The sequence below is a fragment of the Streptomyces sp. NPDC091416 genome (assembly GCF_044756845.1).
Lineage (GTDB): Bacteria > Actinomycetota > Actinomycetes > Streptomycetales > Streptomycetaceae > Streptomyces.
Map to the genome: position 1 here is coordinate 1 of NZ_JBIVTU010000032.1, position 20,661 is coordinate 20,661.

The 20,661-nt window shown below is 69.1% G+C and carries 23 protein-coding genes; 22 read left to right on the forward strand and 1 reads right to left on the reverse strand.

The window, feature by feature from the left end; all coding sequences use genetic code 11:
- The first annotated feature begins 104 nt into the window (after nucleotides 1–104).
- From ACIQMX_RS41140 to ACIQMX_RS41190, 11 genes are all read left to right on the forward strand, one after another.
- Nucleotides 105–623 carry a hypothetical protein gene (locus ACIQMX_RS41140; RefSeq protein ID WP_402486500.1) on the forward strand — a complete coding sequence of 173 codons (519 nt, stop codon included), beginning with the start codon at nucleotides 105–107 and terminating at the stop codon, nucleotides 621–623.
- A gap of 163 nt (nucleotides 624–786) precedes the next feature.
- Entirely contained in the window at nucleotides 787–1,257 is a 471-nt protein-coding gene (locus tag ACIQMX_RS41145; protein ID WP_402486502.1) for a hypothetical protein, read from the forward strand.
- Nucleotides 1,217–2,320: a hypothetical protein gene (locus tag ACIQMX_RS41150; RefSeq protein WP_402486505.1), complete on the forward strand. Its 1,104-nt coding sequence runs from the start codon at nucleotides 1,217–1,219 to the stop codon at nucleotides 2,318–2,320. Before ACIQMX_RS41145 ends, ACIQMX_RS41150 begins: the two co-directional genes overlap by 41 nt.
- A gap of 36 nt (nucleotides 2,321–2,356) precedes the next feature.
- On the forward strand, nucleotides 2,357–2,806 hold the full coding sequence (locus tag ACIQMX_RS41155) for a hypothetical protein (protein WP_402486508.1): 450 nt from the start codon (nucleotides 2,357–2,359) through the stop codon (nucleotides 2,804–2,806).
- The gene (locus ACIQMX_RS41160; RefSeq protein WP_402486510.1) at nucleotides 2,803–3,147 is read left to right on the forward strand and encodes a hypothetical protein; all 345 of its coding nucleotides are present in this window, start codon (nucleotides 2,803–2,805) and stop codon (nucleotides 3,145–3,147) included. Before ACIQMX_RS41155 ends, ACIQMX_RS41160 begins: the two co-directional genes overlap by 4 nt.
- An 88-nt stretch (nucleotides 3,148–3,235) precedes the next feature.
- On the forward strand, nucleotides 3,236–4,309 hold the full coding sequence (locus ACIQMX_RS41165) for a hypothetical protein (protein ID WP_402486513.1): 1,074 nt from the start codon (nucleotides 3,236–3,238) through the stop codon (nucleotides 4,307–4,309).
- A gap of 73 nt (nucleotides 4,310–4,382) precedes the next feature.
- Nucleotides 4,383–5,627 carry an MFS transporter gene (locus tag ACIQMX_RS41170; protein WP_402486516.1) on the forward strand — a complete coding sequence of 415 codons (1,245 nt, stop codon included), beginning with the start codon at nucleotides 4,383–4,385 and terminating at the stop codon, nucleotides 5,625–5,627.
- Nucleotides 5,624–5,845: a hypothetical protein gene (locus ACIQMX_RS41175; protein WP_402486518.1), complete on the forward strand. Its 222-nt coding sequence runs from the start codon at nucleotides 5,624–5,626 to the stop codon at nucleotides 5,843–5,845. Before ACIQMX_RS41170 ends, ACIQMX_RS41175 begins: the two co-directional genes overlap by 4 nt.
- Before the next feature lie 194 nt (nucleotides 5,846–6,039).
- Nucleotides 6,040–7,182: an AAA family ATPase gene (locus ACIQMX_RS41180; RefSeq protein ID WP_402486594.1), complete on the forward strand. Its 1,143-nt coding sequence runs from the start codon at nucleotides 6,040–6,042 to the stop codon at nucleotides 7,180–7,182.
- Nucleotides 7,179–8,978, forward strand: coding sequence for a VWA domain-containing protein (locus ACIQMX_RS41185; RefSeq protein WP_402486521.1), 1,800 nt, complete (start codon nucleotides 7,179–7,181; stop codon nucleotides 8,976–8,978). The genes ACIQMX_RS41180 and ACIQMX_RS41185 overlap by 4 nt, the downstream gene beginning before the upstream one ends.
- Before the next feature lie 207 nt (nucleotides 8,979–9,185).
- Nucleotides 9,186–9,683 carry a hypothetical protein gene (locus ACIQMX_RS41190; RefSeq protein WP_402486524.1) on the forward strand — a complete coding sequence of 166 codons (498 nt, stop codon included), beginning with the start codon at nucleotides 9,186–9,188 and terminating at the stop codon, nucleotides 9,681–9,683.
- 47 nt (nucleotides 9,684–9,730) lie between these two features.
- On the opposite strand, the gene ACIQMX_RS41195 is transcribed toward ACIQMX_RS41190, so the two are convergent.
- A complete protein-coding gene (locus ACIQMX_RS41195; RefSeq protein ID WP_402486527.1) occupies nucleotides 9,731–10,603 on the reverse strand; it encodes a hypothetical protein in 873 nt (290 codons plus the stop codon).
- A gap of 161 nt (nucleotides 10,604–10,764) precedes the next feature.
- On the opposite strand from ACIQMX_RS41195, the gene ACIQMX_RS41200 reads away from it, so the two are divergent.
- The 11 genes from ACIQMX_RS41200 to ACIQMX_RS41250 all read left to right on the forward strand — a co-directional run bounded on the left by ACIQMX_RS41200 (nucleotide 10,765) and on the right by ACIQMX_RS41250 (nucleotide 20,576).
- Complete coding sequence (locus tag ACIQMX_RS41200) at nucleotides 10,765–11,184, forward strand: hypothetical protein (protein ID WP_402486529.1); 420 nt, start codon at nucleotides 10,765–10,767, stop codon at nucleotides 11,182–11,184.
- 461 nt (nucleotides 11,185–11,645) lie between these two features.
- Complete coding sequence (locus ACIQMX_RS41205) at nucleotides 11,646–12,404, forward strand: hypothetical protein (protein ID WP_402486597.1); 759 nt, start codon at nucleotides 11,646–11,648, stop codon at nucleotides 12,402–12,404.
- A 945-nt stretch (nucleotides 12,405–13,349) separates the two neighbouring features.
- On the forward strand, nucleotides 13,350–13,733 hold the full coding sequence (locus ACIQMX_RS41210; protein ID WP_402486532.1) for a hypothetical protein: 384 nt from the start codon (nucleotides 13,350–13,352) through the stop codon (nucleotides 13,731–13,733).
- Nucleotides 13,730–14,530, forward strand: coding sequence for a DUF317 domain-containing protein (locus tag ACIQMX_RS41215; protein ID WP_402486535.1), 801 nt, complete (start codon nucleotides 13,730–13,732; stop codon nucleotides 14,528–14,530). Before ACIQMX_RS41210 ends, ACIQMX_RS41215 begins: the two co-directional genes overlap by 4 nt.
- A 23-nt stretch (nucleotides 14,531–14,553) precedes the next feature.
- Entirely contained in the window at nucleotides 14,554–14,904 is a 351-nt protein-coding gene (locus ACIQMX_RS41220; RefSeq protein WP_402486537.1) for a hypothetical protein, read from the forward strand.
- Nucleotides 14,895–15,722 (forward strand): DUF317 domain-containing protein, encoded by an 828-nt coding sequence (locus ACIQMX_RS41225; protein WP_402486540.1) that lies wholly within the window; start codon nucleotides 14,895–14,897, stop codon nucleotides 15,720–15,722. The genes ACIQMX_RS41220 and ACIQMX_RS41225 overlap by 10 nt, the downstream gene beginning before the upstream one ends.
- Before the next feature lie 6 nt (nucleotides 15,723–15,728).
- Nucleotides 15,729–16,319 carry a hypothetical protein gene (locus tag ACIQMX_RS41230; protein WP_402486543.1) on the forward strand — a complete coding sequence of 197 codons (591 nt, stop codon included), beginning with the start codon at nucleotides 15,729–15,731 and terminating at the stop codon, nucleotides 16,317–16,319.
- A gap of 2 nt (nucleotides 16,320–16,321) precedes the next feature.
- Nucleotides 16,322–17,110, forward strand: coding sequence for a DUF317 domain-containing protein (locus ACIQMX_RS41235; protein WP_402486546.1), 789 nt, complete (start codon nucleotides 16,322–16,324; stop codon nucleotides 17,108–17,110).
- Nucleotides 17,111–17,142: 32 nt separating this feature from the next.
- Nucleotides 17,143–18,930 (forward strand): type IV secretory system conjugative DNA transfer family protein, encoded by a 1,788-nt coding sequence (locus ACIQMX_RS41240; protein WP_402486549.1) that lies wholly within the window; start codon nucleotides 17,143–17,145, stop codon nucleotides 18,928–18,930.
- Between the two features lie 75 nt (nucleotides 18,931–19,005).
- Nucleotides 19,006–19,830 (forward strand): hypothetical protein, encoded by an 825-nt coding sequence (locus tag ACIQMX_RS41245; RefSeq protein WP_402486552.1) that lies wholly within the window; start codon nucleotides 19,006–19,008, stop codon nucleotides 19,828–19,830.
- On the forward strand, nucleotides 19,827–20,576 hold the full coding sequence (locus tag ACIQMX_RS41250) for a DUF317 domain-containing protein (protein WP_402486555.1): 750 nt from the start codon (nucleotides 19,827–19,829) through the stop codon (nucleotides 20,574–20,576). Before ACIQMX_RS41245 ends, ACIQMX_RS41250 begins: the two co-directional genes overlap by 4 nt.
- The last annotated feature ends 85 nt before the right edge of the window (nucleotides 20,577–20,661 follow it).

Below are 20,661 nucleotides of genomic sequence, written 5' to 3' on the forward strand. Positions count from 1 at the left end.
GAGATACGACAAACTCGCGGTCCGCTACGAGGCGACCGTCCTCGTGGCGGCCATCAACGAGTGGCTGTGACCAGCACATTCGATACACGCCCTAGGAGGCTTCTGTGCAGCACCCCGACTTCGAGCTGTACGACAACGTCGGCCGGACCAGTGAGCAGATCGCAGCCGCACACTTCGGGATCGCCACCCGTGACGACCTGATGCGCTGGGCCCACCGCGATGCCGAACCCTTCCTCGACGAGCACCCGCTGCCCTCGGATCCGATGGCGGCACCGGAGGCGGCCCCGTATCTCGCGGCGCTCGCCGCGGCACAGACCCCCGCCGAGGTCAGCGCTGTCACCCAGCACCTTCTGGAAGCCGCCGAGCCCGCGCTGAACGCGGTGAGCGACATTCTCGTGGCCATCGCGCGATGGGGTGACCGCAACCGGGAGGAGACTCCGCGCAAGATGCTGCTGGAAGCGGCCAGCCGCAGCCTGTCCGTGCTCGCCCTCGCCGACGAGGCCGACCTCGCCATCCTACGCGACGAGTACGACCCCGCACCGCGGCCTCCCTCGAAAGCACCCCCGATCCCGTCCCCGGCCCCGCTCGTTCCCCCACCCGCCGGCCCTACGCCCCGCCGCTAGCGCACGCCCTTGGAGGCTTCACCTGTCGACCCGTTCCTTCATCGCCCGCCCCACCCCGCCCGGGTACACCGGTATCTACATCCACCTCGACGGCGAACCCGACTCGAAACTCCCCCTGCTTCTCGCCTCATTCCAGTTCCGCTTCGGCCGGGACCTGGACGCCATGACGCAGCACCTCGTGGACGACGTTGCCGTCGGCTGGGAGGAACTGGGCTCCGACCTCCTCGACGGAGCCCCGCCCGAGACCATCGCCGCCCTTACCGGAGGGGCCGCGTGGCCCAGCCGCACACTCGACAACCTCAAGACCCTCGACGGCTCGCCGCCGGTACGCATGACGGTCACCGAGACGACCGCCGCAGACCAGGACATGGCCTGGGGATACCTCCTGCGCCCGCAGGGCATTGAAGTGATCCCCGTGCAGTACGCACCATCCGGCACCGTCTTCAACTGGGACACCGACCCCTGCACCGACTTCAGTAACCCCTCCGCCTGGAACACCTCTGCATCGGCCCGCCCACCCGCAACACCGCAGACAGCTCCCACCTCTACCGCCCCAGAGGCACGCCGCACATCGCCGTCGAAGGAGGCACCGAGTGGACCTCACCGAGCTCGCCCGACTGGCCACTCCAGGTAGCAGCGCGTCGGGCGGCGGCGCCGCCGACCAGCCCTCCTGTGAAATCACCCTGTTCGTCAGTCCCCGCGACGGCGTCGTCGCTCTCGTCGACGGCGACAACTGGCGCTGGGCGCACACCACACTGGACACCGCAGGATTCGAGAAGTCCGGCGACGGCAACCGCGCCATCCCACTGACAGATCTCGACCGCACCCGCGAGGTCCTGCTCACTCTCGATGTCGTCGCCCGGATCACCCAGACCAAGATCACACCGAGCAGCGAAACCTACATCGGCGACTTCGCACGCGACCTGGTCGATCACCTGCCGGGCCAGTGGAGCGTCGAGGTCGAGAGCTACGCGATGCACCTGTGGCAGGGAGACCTTGCCGCCTGCATGTGGAGCCCGTCGATGACCGCGACGCTGGAGCAGCGTCGTGTGCGGTGGGCGGCCGTGCTCCGGCGTGACGACGGGGCCGAACTGGCCGTCATCCACGACCCGAAGCGCGACCTGTATCACGTCGGCGCGCTCCACCCCGGCAATCTGCACCCCGACGAGCTTGTCGCCCCACCCGCAAGCGTGACCGTACAGCCGACGCCGTCCTCCGCCGCCTGGCAGATCAACTCCCGTCTGCTGCCTGCCTATACCCGGGCCGTGCTCCACTGCCAGGTCAACTCCCTTGCAGAGGAACTGGACCGGGAACGCCAGACCTACGAGTCGGGTGCAGTCCCCGAGCCAGCGCCGAAGAAGCTCCTCGACGCCTACCACCGCTTCACTACAACGGCACCGAAGGTCACCGCTGCGGTGCGCGCCTTGGCCGCGCTGAACGAGCGCAAGGCTGCTGTCCTCCAGAGGGTGGAGGACGTCATCGCCGCGGGTCTCGGTGCCGGCACCGAGACCGCAGCCGCCCGTTGCACCGATCAGGTGACCTGGTGGCTCACCGAAGGCGGCGAGAGCCTCATCGACGTGGCTCGCCGCTCCGTGCCCAACAGTGAGCCGCCCGCCACCGAGACGGACCGGTCCATAGCCTCCCCGCGTGCCGTTCCGCCCGCACCGGCCCGAACCGCCCCCGGCCCTCGCCGCTGACCCACGGCACCCCTACCTGAAGGAGACTCTTCTTTTTTGGACCCCGACATCCACTTCGTATTCGGCAGCCACCCCCAGCATGGGTACGTCGCCGGCTTCAACTCCTCGCTTCCTGCTCACCTCGCCGACTGGTTCCTCACCCGAGTCCAGTTCGAAGCCGTGCCAGGTGAGCCGGGCCTGTACCAGCTCACCGAGCCCGAACGCGACGGTCAGCGCCGAACCCGCCAGGCCGCCCAGTCCCTGCGCGCGCAGGGCTACGCCATACACATCGACACCGACATCGCCTACGCCCCTGCCAACCCCCCGGGCCGGCTGAACGGACTCAGCGAGCGCCGTAGCCGGATCGCCCAGGCTGCCTCCAGTCGATCACCACAGCGCAGTGCCGCTCCGACAACCTCGCCGCCCTTCGGGCGCCCGGTCCCGCCGAAGCCCGCCTACGCGCCCACCGTCCACCTCGCGCCGGCTACTGCCGGACACGGCCGATGAGCCCCTCCCAGAAGCCGATCCGCATCGCCCGAGCGAAGGATGGCCACGTCGAGGTCGACGGCGCCTTCGATGCCTTCGCCGGACACATCCTGCTGCGAGCCGGCTTCCTCTCCGTACCGTCGCTGAACGGCCGCTCGATCCGACTCCCCCTCGACATGGAACGCAGCTGGGAGAACGAACAGGCGACCTGGGCCGCACAGATGCTGGCCACCACGCGCCACCCCGTACGCCTGGACCCGAGCCTGGATACGCGCCTCGCCCCGCCCGCCCGGCTCTCGGGGCCGGCACGCCCGCCCGCTATGGCCGCCCAGGCACGCCCGACCCGAGCAACAATCCGCTGACCCCAGCCAGGAGACACTGATCCCTCCCCTCCCCGACCTGCAGCACATCCACGAACTCGGCGCCAAGTGCGGTGACTTCCGGGTACGAATGGCACACCTGGACCGGGAGACCGAGACGGCCCTGGACGCCGTCCGCGACCGCCACGGACGCACGCTCCGCCCCCAGGAAGCAGCCGCGATCCGCACCCGCCGTACCCGGTCAGCTCTCGACGGATACCGTCTCGACCTCGCCGAATCCGCAGTCCCGCTGCTGAAGGCGGCCCGGAGCGCCCTCGACGCGATGCAGCCCACCGCGCACACCCAGGCTTGGCGCGACATGCTCGACTCTCTCGCCACATCGCACCTGGAGATCCTGCGAGCCGCCGAGCATGAGACGCAGACGGTGTGGCCGCACCTCGCTCACTGGGCAGAAAACGGCGCCATCGCCGCTTATCTCGCTGACCTGCACCACCAGCCCGGACCAGAATTCACGCCCGAAGAGGCTCGGGAGTGGAAGGACAGGGCCCAGTTGGCGCAGAGCCAAGGGGCGTTGGATCTGATCGAGTCCTGGTACGCGGCAGACGGCCGGCGCATCACCCTCGCCTACCTGGTCGAGGAGGACACCTCCGAGGTCGTTGCCCTGACCGGGGATCCGAATGCGCCAGGGTGGAGCGTCATCGGCCGGTACGACAACGAGTATGTCGCCGGCAAGGCACTCCCCCGGCCGGTTCCGCCCGGCGTTCTCCGGGCTGAGGGCTCGTCCCGGTTCGACCGGCCCGACATGGCTGAGGAGATACCCGTGCAGGAGCTACTCCGCGACGTCACCGAGGCTCACTGCGCGGGCGACGTGTCCGAGGCCCTGCTCCACGCCACCGACCAGGGACGCGACTGCGGCCCCATGACACGCCTGCATCAGCTACTGAACGAAGCAGCCATGTTCTCCCACGCCCTGGAGTCCGTTCAGGGGCAGCGTCTCGGCGCCCGGCTCGACTCGCTCGGCCGACAGCTCGAATTCCTCGCCCGTGAGGTCCAGGACGCCGCACATGACCTCGGCGCGACCGTCGCGGTCCTGCCGCCCCACCGCATTCCGAAGCCGCCCCGTATCCGCCCGCGGCCTGCCCTGGAGACGACGCCCCCACCTGCGCCGCCAAAGCGCACCACAGCAACCGCGCGCCGCCCATAGCAGCCCTGTTCCCAGAAAGCTCGCGTTGTCCCCTACCGCTGCAACTGGCACACCACCGCGCATCATCTACGGCGTGGTACTGGGCAGCCCATACGTCGCCCGCCTCCTGGGCGGCACCCTCATCGGCCGACTGCCCAACGGCATGGCACCAATGGCCATCGTCCTGTGGACCCTCTCGGCCGACCGCGGTCTCGCCCTCGGCGGCCTGCTCTCCGCCCTGTACGGACTAGCCTCCGCGCTGTCTCAGCCAGTCAAGGGACGCTTGATGGACCGCTACGGGCAAGCTGCCGTGCACCTGCCGGCCGCAGCCCTCAACTCCAGCCTGCTGATCGCTCTGCCGCTCGCCGCGCCCCACGGCGGAACGGCACTCGCCACAACCATCGTCGTAGCCGCAGGATCGACCGCTCCGCCGCTGGAAGCCGGGCTGCGCTCACTGTGGCCCAGCACCCTGCCCGACCTGCGACTTCGGCACGCCGCTCTCGCCCTGGACACAGGCACACAAGGTCTGCTGTACATCATCGGCCCTCTCCTCGCCGCCGCCCTCGCCTCCATTCACAGCCCGGCTACTGCGCTCGCTGTCACCGCCGCCCTCGGTCTCGCCGGCACCCTCGTCGTTGCAACCGCGCCGCCATCCCGCCGTTGGCGCCCCGCGCCGACGACCAGCGGCACACGTCCGAGAGGCCGGTTGGCCGGCCCGCAGCTCGCGTCACTGTTCGTCGCGCTGGCCGGTGTCGGATGCGCGATCGGGGCCCTGAACGTTCTCGCCGTCGCCTTGTCCGACGCCCACGGGCGGCAGATGCTCTCGGGGCTGCTGCCCGCCGCGTTCTCCTCCGGCAGTTTCCTCGGCGGCCTGGTCTACGGCTGCCGGACCTGGCCCGGCTCCACCCCACGCCAGCTCATCTTCTGCAGCGCTGCGTTTCTCGGTGGATGGCTGGTGCTGCTCGCGGTACACGACCCTTACGCGGCCACTGCAGCGGTCGCTCTGCCCGGTGCTTTCCTCACTGTGGTCGTCGCCTGCGCGTATGTCACCACCGATGCCCTCACGCCCACGGGCCGGACCAGCGAGGCATACGCGTGGCTGATCTGCTCGATCGGCGTCGGGCAGGCGGCCGGCACCGCGCTCGCCGGACGCCTCGCCGATCACGCGCTCGCCCTCGCCGCGCTCCCAGCGTCCGGTGCCGCCTTCGCTCTCGCCGTCCTGCTCCTCACGCACCCCCACCAGGGCCACGTCCTCGCCTTCGCCCGACACCCCACCGCGTTCACGCCACCACCGATAGGAGATCCGCCTTGCCCGAAACATCAGCAGAGCCGTTCATGACGATCCGGCACACCATCACTGGCGAGATCACCACCACCGGCTACAACGCCGCCGCCCGGCGGATCCTGCTCCAGGACGGCTTCGAAGAGACACCAGTCTGCGCCTGCCGAGCGACGGAACCCGGTACGGAGCAGACGCACGGACCTGCTCGGCAGCCAGCGACCTGCTCGTCGCCGGCCACCCCGTGCCCCTGGACCGAGCCCTCGGCCAGCCGGTGAGCGCCGGCAGTACGCCCCGGTTGGCCCGGTCGCCGATGTCGGCACAGTCCGGGACCCCCTCCGAGAGCGGTCAGCCTCTCCAGCGCATCGCCAACCCCGCCCGTACCCGCGCCTGTTGAAGGGGCCTCGTCTTGACCACACCCGGAACGCGCACCCGTGCGGCACGCACCAAGGGCGGTGAACTACGGGCCAAGGTGGCCCGACTGCTGGCCGACCGGCCGACGGACACGCTCACCATCGGGGACATGGCCAGGCAGCTGGGCCACTCCCACGGCGCCGTCCGCAATGCCGCCCTCACCCTGGTGCGACGCGGCGAGGCCGACCAAAGCGGAACCGGACAACCGTCGTTCGGCGCGAACGCGAGAACCGCCGCAGCCGCGCAGAGCGCTGTGATCAGCCCACCGGGCACCCACGCTCCCCGCGCCCAGGCGGCTGCGGCCCGCACGACCATTCCCGCAGCGGCCACGCCCAGGCAGAGCGGCCCGATCCGCCGCGCGGGGGGCCAGCTCTACCACCCCCGGGAGCTGGCCGATCTGCCCGACGTCGAGGCGCTGAACCGGCTGCGCGACGCCGACGTGCCGGTGCTGCTCTACGGCCCTCCGGGCACCGGCAAGACGAGTTTGGTGGAGGCGGCGTTCCCGGACCTGCTCACCGTCGCCGGTGACGGCGACACCACGGTCGGCGATCTGATCGGTGAGTACACGCAGGCCGACAGCGGAGGCTACGTCTTTCAGTACGGGCCACTGGTCACCGCGATGACCGAGGGCCGCGCCCTGCTGATCGACGATGCCACCCTGATCTCACCGAAGGTCCTGGCGGCACTGTACCCGGCCATGGACGGGCGCAGGCAGATCCAGGTCAAGGCCCACAAGAGCGAGACCATCAAGGCCGAGCCGGGCTTCTACGTGGTGGCGGGCCACAATCCCGGCGTCCACGGCGCGGTGTTGACGGAGGCCCTCGCGAGCCGGTTCAGCGTGCAGATCCAGATCGGCACGGACTATGACCTCGCCAAGGCGCTGAGAATCGATGCCCGGGTCGTCCGGGTCGCCCGACACCTCGCCCGCCAAGTCGAACTCGGCGAGCTGGGCTGGGCCCCCCAACTGCGAGAGCTGCTCAGCTACCAGAAAACCGAGGCCGTCCTCGGCACCACGGCCGCGCTCGCGAACCTCGTCGGCATCGCCCCTGTGGAGGATCGCGACGCCGTCGCCGCCGCGATCATCAAGACTGTCGGCGTCACAAAGATCGCGCCCCTCACCCTCGGCAAGCAGCTCCCCGCCTCAGCCGCCCGGCAGCCACCGGGCAGCACCGTCTCTGCGCACCGGGGCCGCTCGCGATGAGCGCCCACCACCACGTCCAGTCAACCCCCACCACGCCGGACGGCGACGCCGACCTCGCGCGTTGGGACGACGACGGCGCCCCGCCCGCGCAGCCCCGTTCCTCCCCGGCCGCGTGGCTGCGCGTGGGAGCCGAACTCGGCGACCGGCTGGTCGCCCTCTCCGGGCGTCAGGACCTCCTCGTCACCTGCCGCCCCGGCACGCGCAGCGGCGCACCGGCCGCGTTCTTCCCTACTCTGGGCGAGGTCGAGTTCGACGCTGGCCTGTTCGCTCCGCTCCAGCCCCATGAGATCCATCCGCGGATCGTGGGCGACGAGGAGCGGTATCCGACCGCCTGGGGTGTGTTCGTCCACGAGGCCGCGCACGCGGCCCACTCCGTCTGGACGGAGCCTGGCGGAGTGGACCCCCGTGTCGTCGAGGCCGCGCTCCTGCTGGAGGAGAGCCGTGTCGAAGGCGCACACCTGATCACGCGGCCCACGGACCGCACGTACCTGCGCACCAGTGCCCGAACCCTGGTCATGCCCGACATCGCACACCCCACCGTCCAGGGCATCGAGCATGCCGCCGGCGTGGCGGCCCTGATCCTCGGCCGCCGTGACGTCGGCATCCTGGACGCCAACGAGACCCGGGCCGTCGCCGAGCTGTGCGAGAAGGTGCTGGGCGCAGACTTGCTGGCCACCCTCACCCGTATCTGGACCGCAGCCCATCAGTGCGCCGACCACGACGCCACGACCATGCTCGCGCGCGGGAAAGAATGGTGCGATGTTCTGGACGCGGCGGCCCCCGCCCTGCCCGTGCCGGAGAACCTCACCGATCTGCTGTCCGGCGCGGTGGGGGTCGTCATGGACAGCACGGCAGCCACCGACGCGGCCGACCACGCGGCGCAGGACGCAGCGGACAAAGCCGTGGCCGCGAAGTCAAAGGCGCAAGCTCAGGACCGCGCCCAGCGGGCCGGCCAGCGACGCAAAGCCGCCGCCACCGCCAAGTCGGTCTTCAACGCCCGTGGCACCACCGTCGATCCCGACGGCACACCTGCGCCCTCCGGCAACCCGGTCACCGGCACCCGCAGGCCCACCGCCGCCGAGAAGAGTGCCGCCGCGCGCCTGAGCCGCGCCCTGCGTGCCGCCGCCTACCGCGAGCGGACCGAGGAGCGGACCACCAGCCCCACCCCGCCCGGCCGCCTCAACATGCGCGCAGCCCTCGCACGCGACGCCCAGCGCGCGGCCGGGTCGGTCCCCACCGCAGAGCCGTTCACCCAGACCCGCCGCCGGAACTCCCCCACCCCACCGCTGCGTGTGGGGATCGCCGTCGACGTCTCCGGCTCCATGCATGCCGCCTGCGCGCCCGTGGCGTCCGCCGCCTGGATCGTGGCACGCGCAGCAGCCCTGACCGACCCCGACTCCCTTACCGCCACCATCGCCTACGACCAGCACCTGACCGCACTGACCCGACCCACCCACCGAGCACCAGAGCGCGTGACGACGTTCGATGCCAACGGCGGCAGCCACAACCTCGGCGACGCCATCGACGCACTCGACCACGGCCTCGAACTCACCCGCCCCGGCGCCGGCCGCCTCCTCGTCATCGTCACCGACGCCTGGTACGACAGCGACGAAACCGCTGCGGCCGTCACCCGCGTCAAGCAGCTCACGACCGCCGGCTGCGCCGTACTCCAGCTCACCCTCACCGCGGAGTCCCACCACCTGCCGGGGACCACCTTGCTGCATCTTCCGCGGCCCTCCAGCGCTCCCGCCGCCATCGCCACGGCAGCCACAGACGCCATCCGCAGGACACGCTGAGACGACACAGACGGCGAAAGCGTCCCCACGACCACCCCCAAGCACTCCAGGCCACCTACGTCCTGCTCATCACGCGTCCGCACCTGGCCTCTGCCGGGCACCTCTCCCGGCACGGCCGACAAACGGCGCCCGGTCTCTGACTGACACAAAGACCCCTGACCAGCACCCCAACACCGCTTCACCTACCCCTACTTGAGGAGATCCTTTATGGCTGTCCGTACGCAGTGGACCGTCGAGCACGCGTGCTCCCACCAGGTCGCCCATGATCTTTCGAAGCGTCCCCCCGACAAGCGGGCCAGCTTTGCCCGCTGGCTCGCGGCCAAGGACTGCAGCGAATGCTGGAAGGCAGCTCGCGACGCCGACACCGAGTCCAAGGAAGAGTGGCTCGCCGCGAAGCGGGCTGAGGAGCAGCAGGCTGCCGTCGAGTGGGCGACGAAGTTCGACATGCCGCAGCTGGAGGGCCCGGAGCGGGCCCTGGACTGGGGTGAGCGGTCCCGCCACCAGCTGATGCTCTCCGCGCACGCCGCGCTGGTCGTCGAGGGGTCCTGGGACGAGGCGGACTGGGCGGAGCTGGAGGAGAAGGCCCGCACGATCACACGCGCTGGGTGGTGGATTGACCAGCGGGACGCAGAGGGCAGGGACCTGCTCGAACTCCTCGACGCAGCGACCGAACACGATGTGGGCTCGGAGAATCCCTTCCGGTAACGGCTGCTGGCAGATCCGTCTCCCCGCCCGTAGCCCCTCGGACCCGCCTACACCGCTCGCTTCCGTCGTTCCTCCGGGATCCGTTCAAGTAGCCGGTCACCACGCTGGTCCGCCAAGTAGCTCCACCAGCCAGTCTCTTCGACAATGCCGCGGTATCGGGAGAAGTCAACGTCCGGGTGAGCAGAGAGCAGCCGCTCCAGCCGCTCCAGGGTGTGGTGTACCTCTTGCGCCTTACGGAGTGATTCCTGCAGCTTCTCGCGCAGGTGGTCTTCCGGGCTTGAGTACGTCGGCGGGGTCACCAACTTGAAGTTGGCCGACCCCTTGTCATCGACGATCGCACCGTCGATGACGAGAGGTATGAACGCGCAATCCTTGTGGTTGCGTTGGAGGGCGTCCATCACCTTCAGATGGTCGTCCCTGAACTCTGTGGTGACCCATATGGCATGGCTCGCATTCACTTCAGCGGCGCAGGTGATGAGGCGACCGAGATGATCGGCATCAGTTCGCTCCAACTGGTTCTCCACGACGACGAAACGCTCGTGACCGTCCACCAGCGTCTTGGCGAGAATATCGATCCGATAGCCGGCAATCCTTTGCTCAGTGCCGACGAGGGTGAGCGGATTGTCGAACCGTGCCGCTTTCGCTATCAGTTGGAGACGTTGGGCAAGCCACGGGGTGAAGTTCGCAGCCTCGTGCGCGAAGAAGCTACGCAGGTTTTCGACCGGGCGAAGCCACGCTTGGCGAAGCTCGTCGGCACACTCCGGCTCCTCAGCGTCAACCACCGCAGGTTCCGGGACAGTCCCGTTCCTCTGCTCGTCTTGCGAGCCCAGGTAGTCGTTCGCTTCAAATTGTGCGTAGGAGTCGGCAAAAGACTGGCCCAGGCTGGGCCAGTCCACGGCGGGAGCGGCATCGGTAGTCATGAAACGGAACGCTATCTTCCACCACTGACAACGCGGTGTTCGCAGGCCACAGGGTCGCTACGGCGAAGGGAACATAGCCGGGAAACGCCGGTTAGCCAAACCGGCGTTCCTCCGGACCATTGTTCCTCCCACCCCGCCACCGATTGTGTGGAAGGAGCCGCATGTCTCAGCCCACCTCGGCCTTCGCGCCGACACCAGACCCGCTCACCCCCGACCGAGATATCACACATCAGCATTTCCAGGCCGGTGACACCGTCGTCGTCCTCCAAGGGGTCGCCGCCGGTGAACTGTGGGGAGATTCGATGCGCGTCGTCGCTCCGTCCTGGCATACCCCGACCGACGAGGATGGTTGGCGGCTGCATGATGCGACCGGCGGGGCCCAGTCCTACGTGACCGCCCACCCCCGCTATCTCGTGCACCTCTCACGCCGCTGCCCGGACTGCCTGATCTACTTGCGGGCCATGGAGGACGCGCTCCTCGCGCGGTTCGCCGGCCGCGACGAGTTGATCGACTGCGGCTGGTACACCACCACCGCCCTGGGTCAACTCGTCCACATCGCTGACGTCCAGAGCGGCCGGTGATCCCCCGCCTGCACGAGCGCTCCCACACTCCGCACGACCCGCTCGAAGAAGCGCTGGCGCGTCCCCTGTCACCGGACGAGAGTCTGCCAGCGTGCACGATCGTCGCACGCTGGCCCGGTATGGACCGCTTCACCGCGGATGACGAACAGAGGACCTGGACGTCGCTGCAGTGGGCCGACCACATCGAAGAGGCCCTGCTGGAGTACCCGTTCGCCGCCAGCCCCCGTAACGACCGGCGGGCGATTCTCCATCTCGATGTCCGTCTGCACCCGGATGACCGGGACCTGACCGGACTGGCACGCCCCGCACCCCGGCCGCAGCACCTGCACCCAGGAGGTCCCCACCACCGAACGCGAGCGCTCCGCCGTGTGCGCCTGCGCGCCCCCGCCACGACCGGTTGCGGCTCCGCCGCCTCCGCTCTCCGCCAGACTGCCCCGCTGACCCCCACCTCCAAGGAATCCATGCACGACTACGAACGCTCCGAGCGCCTCGCCTCATACACCGACATCCTCGCCGGAGAGCTTCCCGGCACATGGACCAGCTCCTACCACCCGCCAGAGGACAAGGACTACCTCGCTGAACTCAGCGACCGAATCTGGGACCTGGATCTCGTTGCTGAGTCCCTCGCCGAGCACCCACTCGATCAGGCAGCCGTCCTCAGCCGCCCGGACGGCGCTCAGCTCGTCGTCCTCGACCGGCACGACGCACGCGACGGCTTCCTCGTCGCCGCCGTCGGTCCCCGCGCACTCCCCGACGAGGCATACCGCGCAGTACGCGACCCCAATGGCGTCGCGCTGACGGACGACCCGTTCCTCAGCGCCGAGACCGTGTCCGGCGACCTTCTCGCCCGCTACGACACGGCACTGGCCCAGGTCCGCCACAACGCTATCGGTGGCGTCCAGCCGTCCCAGCCCGATCGGGTCGTCCTGACGTGGCAGCCGGACGGCAGTGTCGCCACCGCACCCATCGGCGAAGCAGCCACCACTGTTCTTGTGGCCAACGGTTTCGTCCAGGACCAGCAGACCGGGATCCACCGCCTCAGCGGCGACGACACCTTGGCGCAGGCCAACGCGCTGCGCTCGGTCGGCCCGCAGCTCGAAGCTCTGGGCATCGGCACCGGCCTCCAGCACCCGTCGGGACGGACCGCGCCCAAGGCAATCATGCCAGCAGCACAGCCGCCCTCCCCTGCAGCCCGGCCCGCGGCCTCGCGGACGCGATGAAAACCCTGCCGAGCCGGACTTCAACGTGAACACCTACATCACGAAAGACGTCCGTACCGAACTGGTTGTGGCCATCGGGGGTACCGACCAGGCAGCCGACATCCGGCAACGGACCGGAGGCTTGCTCCAGGTCTCAGCAGGGGATACCACCGTCTCCCCCACGGTCTGCCGGCCGAGCAGCAACGCCTGAAGGCGACCTCCACCTCGCATGCCCTGCTCACCGCCGGACACAACGTCCATCTCGATCCGACCCTGAACGTCCTGATCACGCCGGACGGCGAGCGCGACACAGCACTGCGGCACCTGACCCAGCTCGCCGAGCGGGCGTCTCTCGCGCCGACGACACGGAGGTCGCCGGCATCCTGCCAGAGATCGCAGGTCCGGCTTCGAGCCTGCTGCCACTCATCCGAGAGATCGTCGTCAGCGCCTGGTTCGCCAGATCCCGGGGCCCCGGTACTGCTGGGGAGGATCACGACGCATTCGCCGACCTCGGGCTCACAGCGGACGCGCTGCAGCGCGGCATCCCACCAGATCCTCACGGCCCGGAATCACGCCGCACGCACCCCCGAGCGGCCGGCACACGCGGCAGCACCTGCGACCCGCACAGCACGTGTCCGCCTCCCGGCGCCCTGACCGATGGAATACACATTCTGTCCGCGCCAACCTTCCGGCCGGCACATTGCCTCGCTCTCCCGCAGATCGGCAGTCCGGCACCGGAACCACTCAACCCGCCGGAGAAACCCCGTAGCAACGCGCATACCCCCTCAGATCCACGAACGCCTCCAGCCACGCCTGGCCGCCGCCTTGTTCCGCCGATATCTCCGAGCCTGTGTCTGCACCGGCTCGGACCAGTCCCGCCTGCTGGCCGGCGTACAGCCTGAGCCCGTTCACTCCCCGTCACAGCGAACCGGGCACTCCCGCTGACCATCCCCGACCTGGAGGAACATGCCCCATCCCTATCCGTACCCGGCATGGCTGGCCGACGAGATCACCCGCCAGCTCGGCCAGCTTGCCGACCAGCTAGCTCACGCACCCGCGCGGGAGGCCACACAGCTCCTCGCCCGCATCCTGAATCCCGACGGTGGAGTCCTTGCCGGCGTCAACCGCCTCGTCGCAACCGGCAGCACCTTCGCCAAGGACCAGGCCGAACGGGGATCACTGCCCCCAGAGGTGTGGCTCGCCCTGGGCCGGGCCTCGAACGAGCTCGACGCCATCAGCGGCGATCTGGACGAGCACCGCGAGACCCTCCGGAGTGTCGCCACACAGCCCGCCACCACCACCTCGTTTTCCCCTGCCCCTGCTCCGCTGGTCGTCAGGCGGCACCGGTGAAGAAGAAGCGGCAGGAGTGGGGGCCCGCCGAGGTTCCCCAGCAGCACTACCTCATCCAGCCCCGCGCACTCGCCGGCGGCGGGGACGTCCGCCACGTCTCCGAATACCTGCGCGCCTCCGGGTGGAAAGACAAGTCGAAGAGGGGTGGCCCTCTTGTCATGGAAAGCCCCGACCGTATGGTCCGCATCGCCTACGACCCCTATACACAGCCCGGCGGATGGACGGTCCACGGCAAGGCATCCGGCCACCAAGACGAGTGGTGGGCAGTCCTCGGACAGCAAACGCCGGTGGAAATCGTCGCCGGACTCACCGACGCCCTCAACCAGCCCCGCTCCGCGCACGCTCCCAACGCGTGGGCGCCACTTCACGAGGGGCGCTGGCGCGACGAGCCGAATGCCAGACATCCCACTGCGACCAGTGCCGACGGCAGCGCCTGGATGCAGTACCACCAGACCCCGGACGGAACGGCGATGTGGTGGTCCGGAGCCAAAGACGAACACGGCAACGGCTGGGTCGCCCAGTTCACCTCCACCACCCCGCTGCACCTCGTGCAAGCCTTCTCGACCGCTCTCGCCAGCCCCGAGCCCGTGATGCGACCACTGGGACGCGTCCCACAGAGCGCACGAATCCGCACCACGTCCGTCTCCGTGCTGCCCTCCGAACTCAGCGCCTGGCAGCAGGCCCGGATCACCGCCACCCGCGCCACGACCTGGACACGCAACAGCGCCCGGAACAGCCGACCACACACCACGGCCCGCCCGCATTCCCGCGCCGACGCCACCCGTGCCCGCCGATGACCACGAACACCCCGAGGAACCTCATGACCGTTCTCACCCCGGACACCATCCGCGCCGCAAGCGAGACCCTGTCCCTCCTCACCGAGTACCTGCGCAGCGACCCGGACCTCGACGAAGCCCTCGACCTCGTCGCGCCGCTGCTGGACGAATACACCGGCATACCCGTCCAGTTCGCCGACACCCTTCGTGCCCTGGCCCGTGTTGTCCAGGAGCACCCGGACACTCCGGCCACCAGCGAAGTGGCTTTCCTGATATCCGAGTTGCGCACCGCTGCCTGGGAGCAGGCCGGCCAGCACACCCTGCACTACATCCTGGACGCCCTGCGCGCCGAGAAGCCTTCGTCGACCAAGGCAGCGTGCGACTGGTGCCCCTGAGCACCCGGCAACTCGCCGCCTTCGCCGACACGCTCGCCGGGAGGATCCCGTTCGACACCAGCCCGCGTCACCTCGCCGGTCCCGGTGACGCCCGCCACGTCACCCACGGACTGGCCGCCGCCAGCTGGACCTGCACGTCCGATCCGCTCAGCCCAGAGATCGCTCTGCACAGCCCTGACCACCGGTACAACCTCACGTTCACGCCGCAGTCCCCCACCTTGGCCTGGTGGTGGCTGCAGGCCGAACCCACCGTCGACGAATTCGGCTGGCACGCGCAATTCGGTGAACTCCTCCCGGCCGAGATCCTCGGCCACGTCACCGACACCCTCATCTCCCCCATGCCCGCTCAGGCACAAGATCCCTTTCGCATCCTGGAAACAGCAGGTTGGGTACGTGACTCGACAGACACGGCCTACTCCCCCGATGGCATGTGCTACGTCCAGCAGCGACCCGCCAAAGATGACGCCACAGTGTCGTCCTGGAGCATCGGAGCCCGCCAACCGGGACAGGGCACACCGATGGGCCCCCGGATCTGGTCCGCCTGGTTCACCGAAGGCGCTCCCGAACACCTCGTAAGCACCTTCATCACCGCACTTGCCGACCCCGCCCCGCTCCAGCGCGGCATGTACGAGCGGTTGGGCCACTACAGCGCGGTACAGCAACCGAGCCCGCTCACTCCCGAACAGGTCGTGGCGGCACACACCAAAAGACTCGAAGCCATCCGCGTAAAGGCCCACGCTGGCCGCCGCCAGCAAGGATCCGCGCTCACCACGACCCCCGTGAGGGCCGGCGGCGAGCGGCCGGCCGCTCGCCGCTGAAACTGATTGGACCCACTCACCATCTCCCCCGATCGCGCCCACCGTGAGTACCTCCGGCACGCCGACAACTACGTCCGCGACAGCAAGAAGATCCTCGACGCCTGGGACGTCTACTCCGACGAACACACCGACCTCGACGGCTGGCCACACGACAACGACTCCTACGGAATACGCGCCAGCCAGCGCGACGCAGACACCTTCAACGCCTTCGAGAACGTCCGCGCCGGTGCCCGACACCTACTGGCCACGGCGGAGACTCAACTGGCCAACCTGCCGGCGCACACGGTCCAGAGCCGCTGGGTGTACCAGTTGGGCGTCCTGAATTCCTCGCTCGACGGCCTCGAAGCGCTCACCGAGCAGTGGCTGGAGACGCAAGACTCGCTCCCCGGCAACGCCCGTCCGGGCACCGCCGCCTTTGATGACGCCCTCGCCGAGCATCACGCCGCTTCGTGGAGTTACCTCGACGACTGGGCTTCCTACGGCCACGCGCTCCGTGAGATCAACGCCGCCGCCCGGCATGCCCCCTCACCGCTCGCCCCGAAACCGACCACGACCCCGGCAATCGCGCCCGGGCACGTGCCCTCGGTTCGGAGGTGAACATGCCCCTCGCGCACGAGAGCATCGAGGGCGAACTCATCGCTCCCCGACACCTGGCCGGCGGAGGCGACCCCGCGTGGATCACCGTTCCCCTCCACCGCGCAAGCAACTGGAGCTACGGACACGACCCCCTGATGCCACGCGTCCTGCTCTCCAGCCCCGACCAGAAGGCCCTCCTACGCCTGGAGCCCGATCCCGGCGGACCGTGGTGGACCCTTCACCACGCCGCGGAGCCGGACCGGCCCGCCTGGTACGCCAGTTTCGGCGCCCGCACGCCCGTCGAACTCATCGCCGCCGTCACCGACGCCCTCACCGACCCGGCTCCCGCCGCGCAAAAACCGACCGACCCGTACGAACCCCTCCGCCAGATCGCCTGGACACCCAGTGCTGGAGCCCCGGGATTCGTCTCACCGGACGGAGCCACATACGTCCAGCGATCGGGCACCGTTCAGGATCCGGGTTCCTGGTGGGTCACGGCGACGCTCGGCCGGGACCGTGCGCAGCTGCCGGTGTGGCAGGCCCGGTTTGACGAGCGCACCCCTGTCCACCTGGTCACGGCGTTCACTGCCGCGCTCGCCGACCCGCGTCCCGTCCCGCGTACGGACAGTCCGCGGTGTCTCCCGACACGAGATCCGGGCCTCATCACCCGCCGGCCCACGGACATTCCTGTCGCGTCGATCGCCTCCGCCCTCGAAGAGCGCGTTCAGTCCCTCGCAGCTCGGCGTTCCGCTCCGGCTGCGAACCCGAGCCCACCCCTGTTGCCGCCGCCCATGAACAGTCGCGGTCGCTGAACCCCCTGCCCTCGCCTGGAAGCGCATACCACTTGCCCCCCTCCTCCAACAGCTCCACCGACGGGTACGACCTCGTCCTGCGGCTCCTGTTCGGAGCGCTCGCCGTCGTTGTTCCCCTGTCCCACCTGGCCTGGCTGTCCGGCAACTGCGCCGCGTACATCACCGGATCCGGCTGGGCGCCCTATCAACCGACGGCCGCCCTGCTCCACCCCGAACAGGTATGGCCCCAGGCAGGAGACGCATCCCTGCTGATCAGCACTCGCATCGTCCCCGGTCTCCTCCTCCTGGCCCTCGCAACGGTTGCCGGTGTCGTGTGGGCCCGATACAAGAACCGCAGCGGCGGCCGGAAGAAGATCACCGACATGGCCAAGGCCCGGGACATTCAGCCGCTGATGGCCAAGGCGATCACCGACAAGGCGCGTTCCCTGCGCCCGAGTCTGAAGGACGCCAAGCGCGTCGACGCGAGGGACACCGGCATCCTGCTCGGCAACCTCCAGGGGAGCCGCCACGAGGTGCGGATGGGCTTCGAGGACGTCGCCGTCGCAATCATGGCTCCGCGGTCCGGCAAGACCACCTCCCTCGCCATCCCTTCCATGCTCGCCGCGCCAGGCCCGGTCCTGCTGACATCCAACAAGGCCGCCGGAGACGCCTTCACCACTGCCTACGAGGCCCGGGCGGAGGCAGGAGCCGTGTGGACCATGGACCCCCAGCAGATTGCCCACGCCGCACGCGAGATGTGGTGGAACCCTCTCGCCAGTGCGAGAACCCTAGACGGTGCGAACCGGCTCGCCGGACACTTCCTCGCCGCATCGGTGGACGCCTCCCAGCAGGGCGACTTCTGGTCGAAGGCCGGGAGCAACATCCTGTCCCAGCTGCTGCTGGCGGCAGCACTCGACGAGCGGCCGATCACCGACATCATGCAGTGGCTCGCCTTCCCCGCCGACCGCACCCCGCTCGACATCCTCCGCGACCACGACTTCGCCGCCGTCGCCGCCCAGCTCAAGGGCACCGTCGAGGGCCCCCCGGAGACACGCGACGGCATCTACGAGACCGCCCGCCAGTACGCCGCCGCCCTACTCAACTCCGAGATCGCAGCATGGGTGACACCACAGAAGGCCGTCGCCGAGTTCCGGCCTGCCGACTTCGTCACCTCCACCGACACGCTGTTCCTGCTGAGCAAGGACGGCGGCGGCGGAGCCTCGGCACTGATCGCCGCGTGCGCGGACTCGGTGATGCGCGCCGCCACCGCCCAGGCCGAACGCGCCGGCGGACGCCTCGATCCGCCGATGCTCGCGATCCTCGACGAAGCCGCGAACGTGTGCAAAATCAGCGACCTGCCAGACCTGTACTCCCACCTCGGCAGTCGCGGGATCATCCCCATCACGATCTTGCAGAGCTACCGCCAGGGGCAGAAAGTCTGGGGCGACGCCGGCATGGACGCGATGTGGAGCGCCTCGACCGTGAAGATCATCGGGTCCGGTATCGACGACCCCGACTTCGCCGACAAACTGTCGCGTCTGATCGGCGACCACGATGTGGAGACAGTGTCCACCTCCCACTCCGAGTCGGGCAAGTCCACCTCGGTGAGCATGCGGCAGGAGCGAATCCTGCCTGCGGATGCGATCCGTGCCCTGCCCAAGGGGACGGCGCTGTGCTTCGCCACAGGCATGCGCGCCGCGATGCTCGACCTACGGCCGTGGTACCTGGAGCCCGGTGCCGACGAGCTCTCCGCCTCCTCCGCCCGCGCGTCGAAGGCCATCACTGCCCGGGCCATCGCCAAACACGCCCCCCAGCAGGACGACTACGGCACCGCCGCGTAGCTACCCGCCCTCTGCGGCCACGCGTACCCACGCCCATCGAGGCGTTGTCCCTCAACCTAGGAGCTCATCATTCCCTTGCGCCAGATCGATCTGCCCTTGCAGATCGACCGTCTCCGGGACCTCGGTGCCGACTTCACCGCCCTGCAGGTCACCGTGGAAGCACTGAACCCCCAGCCAGGCAGTGACCTGCTCAAAGAGGTCGGACAGCAGATCCTCTCCATTCATGAGCTGGTCGGTCGCGCGCTGATCCGGCTGTCGGTGCTCGATGGCAGTCAGTACACCGCCGTGCCCGGCAGCCTGTTCTCGCTGGCTGCGTTCAGTAGCGTCATCGCCTCCGCTTCGACTGCCGCCTCTCAGCTGGCGAGCGCCGTGAGCGAGAACCCCCTCGAAGGGGCAGTGTTCGTCGGCGGCCCGCCTCCCGATGTGGAGTCCATCCGGCAGACCCGGCACGCCGAGGCCGCGCCTGTCCTGAAGGCAGCACTGGCCTCCGCGGCCCGCCACCTGTCCCTGAGCGCGAACTTCTGCTTCAACGCAGCGTCGGGGATCACCAGCGACCTGACGGAGTACCCGGAACACCGCCCAGACATTCCACAGTTGACGCCTGCCCAGTACGCCGCGCTCGAACTCATCGCTCAAGGCGGCGCCCTGCGATACGTCGGGCGGAAGGGGGCCGCCCGGGTCCAGGGGGGCGATGGAAAGGCCATCCGCCCGGCCCCCTTCGCCGTGCTGGAAGAGCATCGACTGGTCCGGGTTGCCCGGACTGCTGGGTACGTGGGTCAGGACGTGACGGTCTCGGCGGCCGGGCGGCTCGCGCTGGCGTTCCAGGAGCCGCTCGTCTCCAAGCCGACGGCACCAGGTGCGGCGCCCAAGCCCAGCAACACGGCCCGGAGGCTGCGGTGAACACGATCGCCCCGGACGACATGGTCCTTGTCTCACCGCGGTATCTGGCCGGGGCTGGGATGAACAAGATCAACGACGCCATCGGCCCACTCGTCCACCTGTTCAGCTGGTCTCACAAGCACGACCGGGACACCGGACGTGTCGAGGTCGACAGCCCTTGCGGCGGCGTCTTCCTCGACTTCGCCCCGGCCCGCCAGGACGGTGTGTGGTGGACCATCGCGCACCACGATCCCTACTGGCGAATGGAGTTCAGCCGCCAGACACCCAGCGAGGCCATCGCGTCCGTTACCCAGGCTCTGCCCCAACTGCTCGGGGACCGCCGGCACGCCGACCGCATTCCCCTCGCGACCGAGTCCGTCGGCCACCTCGCAGAGGCAAGCGGCTGGGGCGTCACGGCAACGGCGACGGGCGTCGTGTGGAGATCTCCCGACGAGCACTGCACTGTCGAGCACAGTGCGGACCCCGATCACCCCTGGCAGATCAAGCACTCCGTGTACGACGGTTTCGACACGCACTGGACCGCCACGTTCACGCCCGACGTGCCGGACGAGTTGGTCGCCCAGTTCTTCACTCACCTCACCAGCGGCATTCCTGCCGAACGCGTCTATCGCGAGGTGCCGTTCCTCGTCCAGACCAGCAACAGCGCACTGATCACGCCCGTCAAGGATGCCGCAGTGAATCCCCACGTCGATCACGCCGTCGCCCAGGCCGCCCGGACGTTCGGGCAAACACGCCAGCGCCGTTGACCGTCGTCAAACGCCCACTCGTCCTTGCAGGAGGCAGACGACAAGCAGGTCCGCCTCGCCCACCCAAGGATGCCGCGCACTCTCA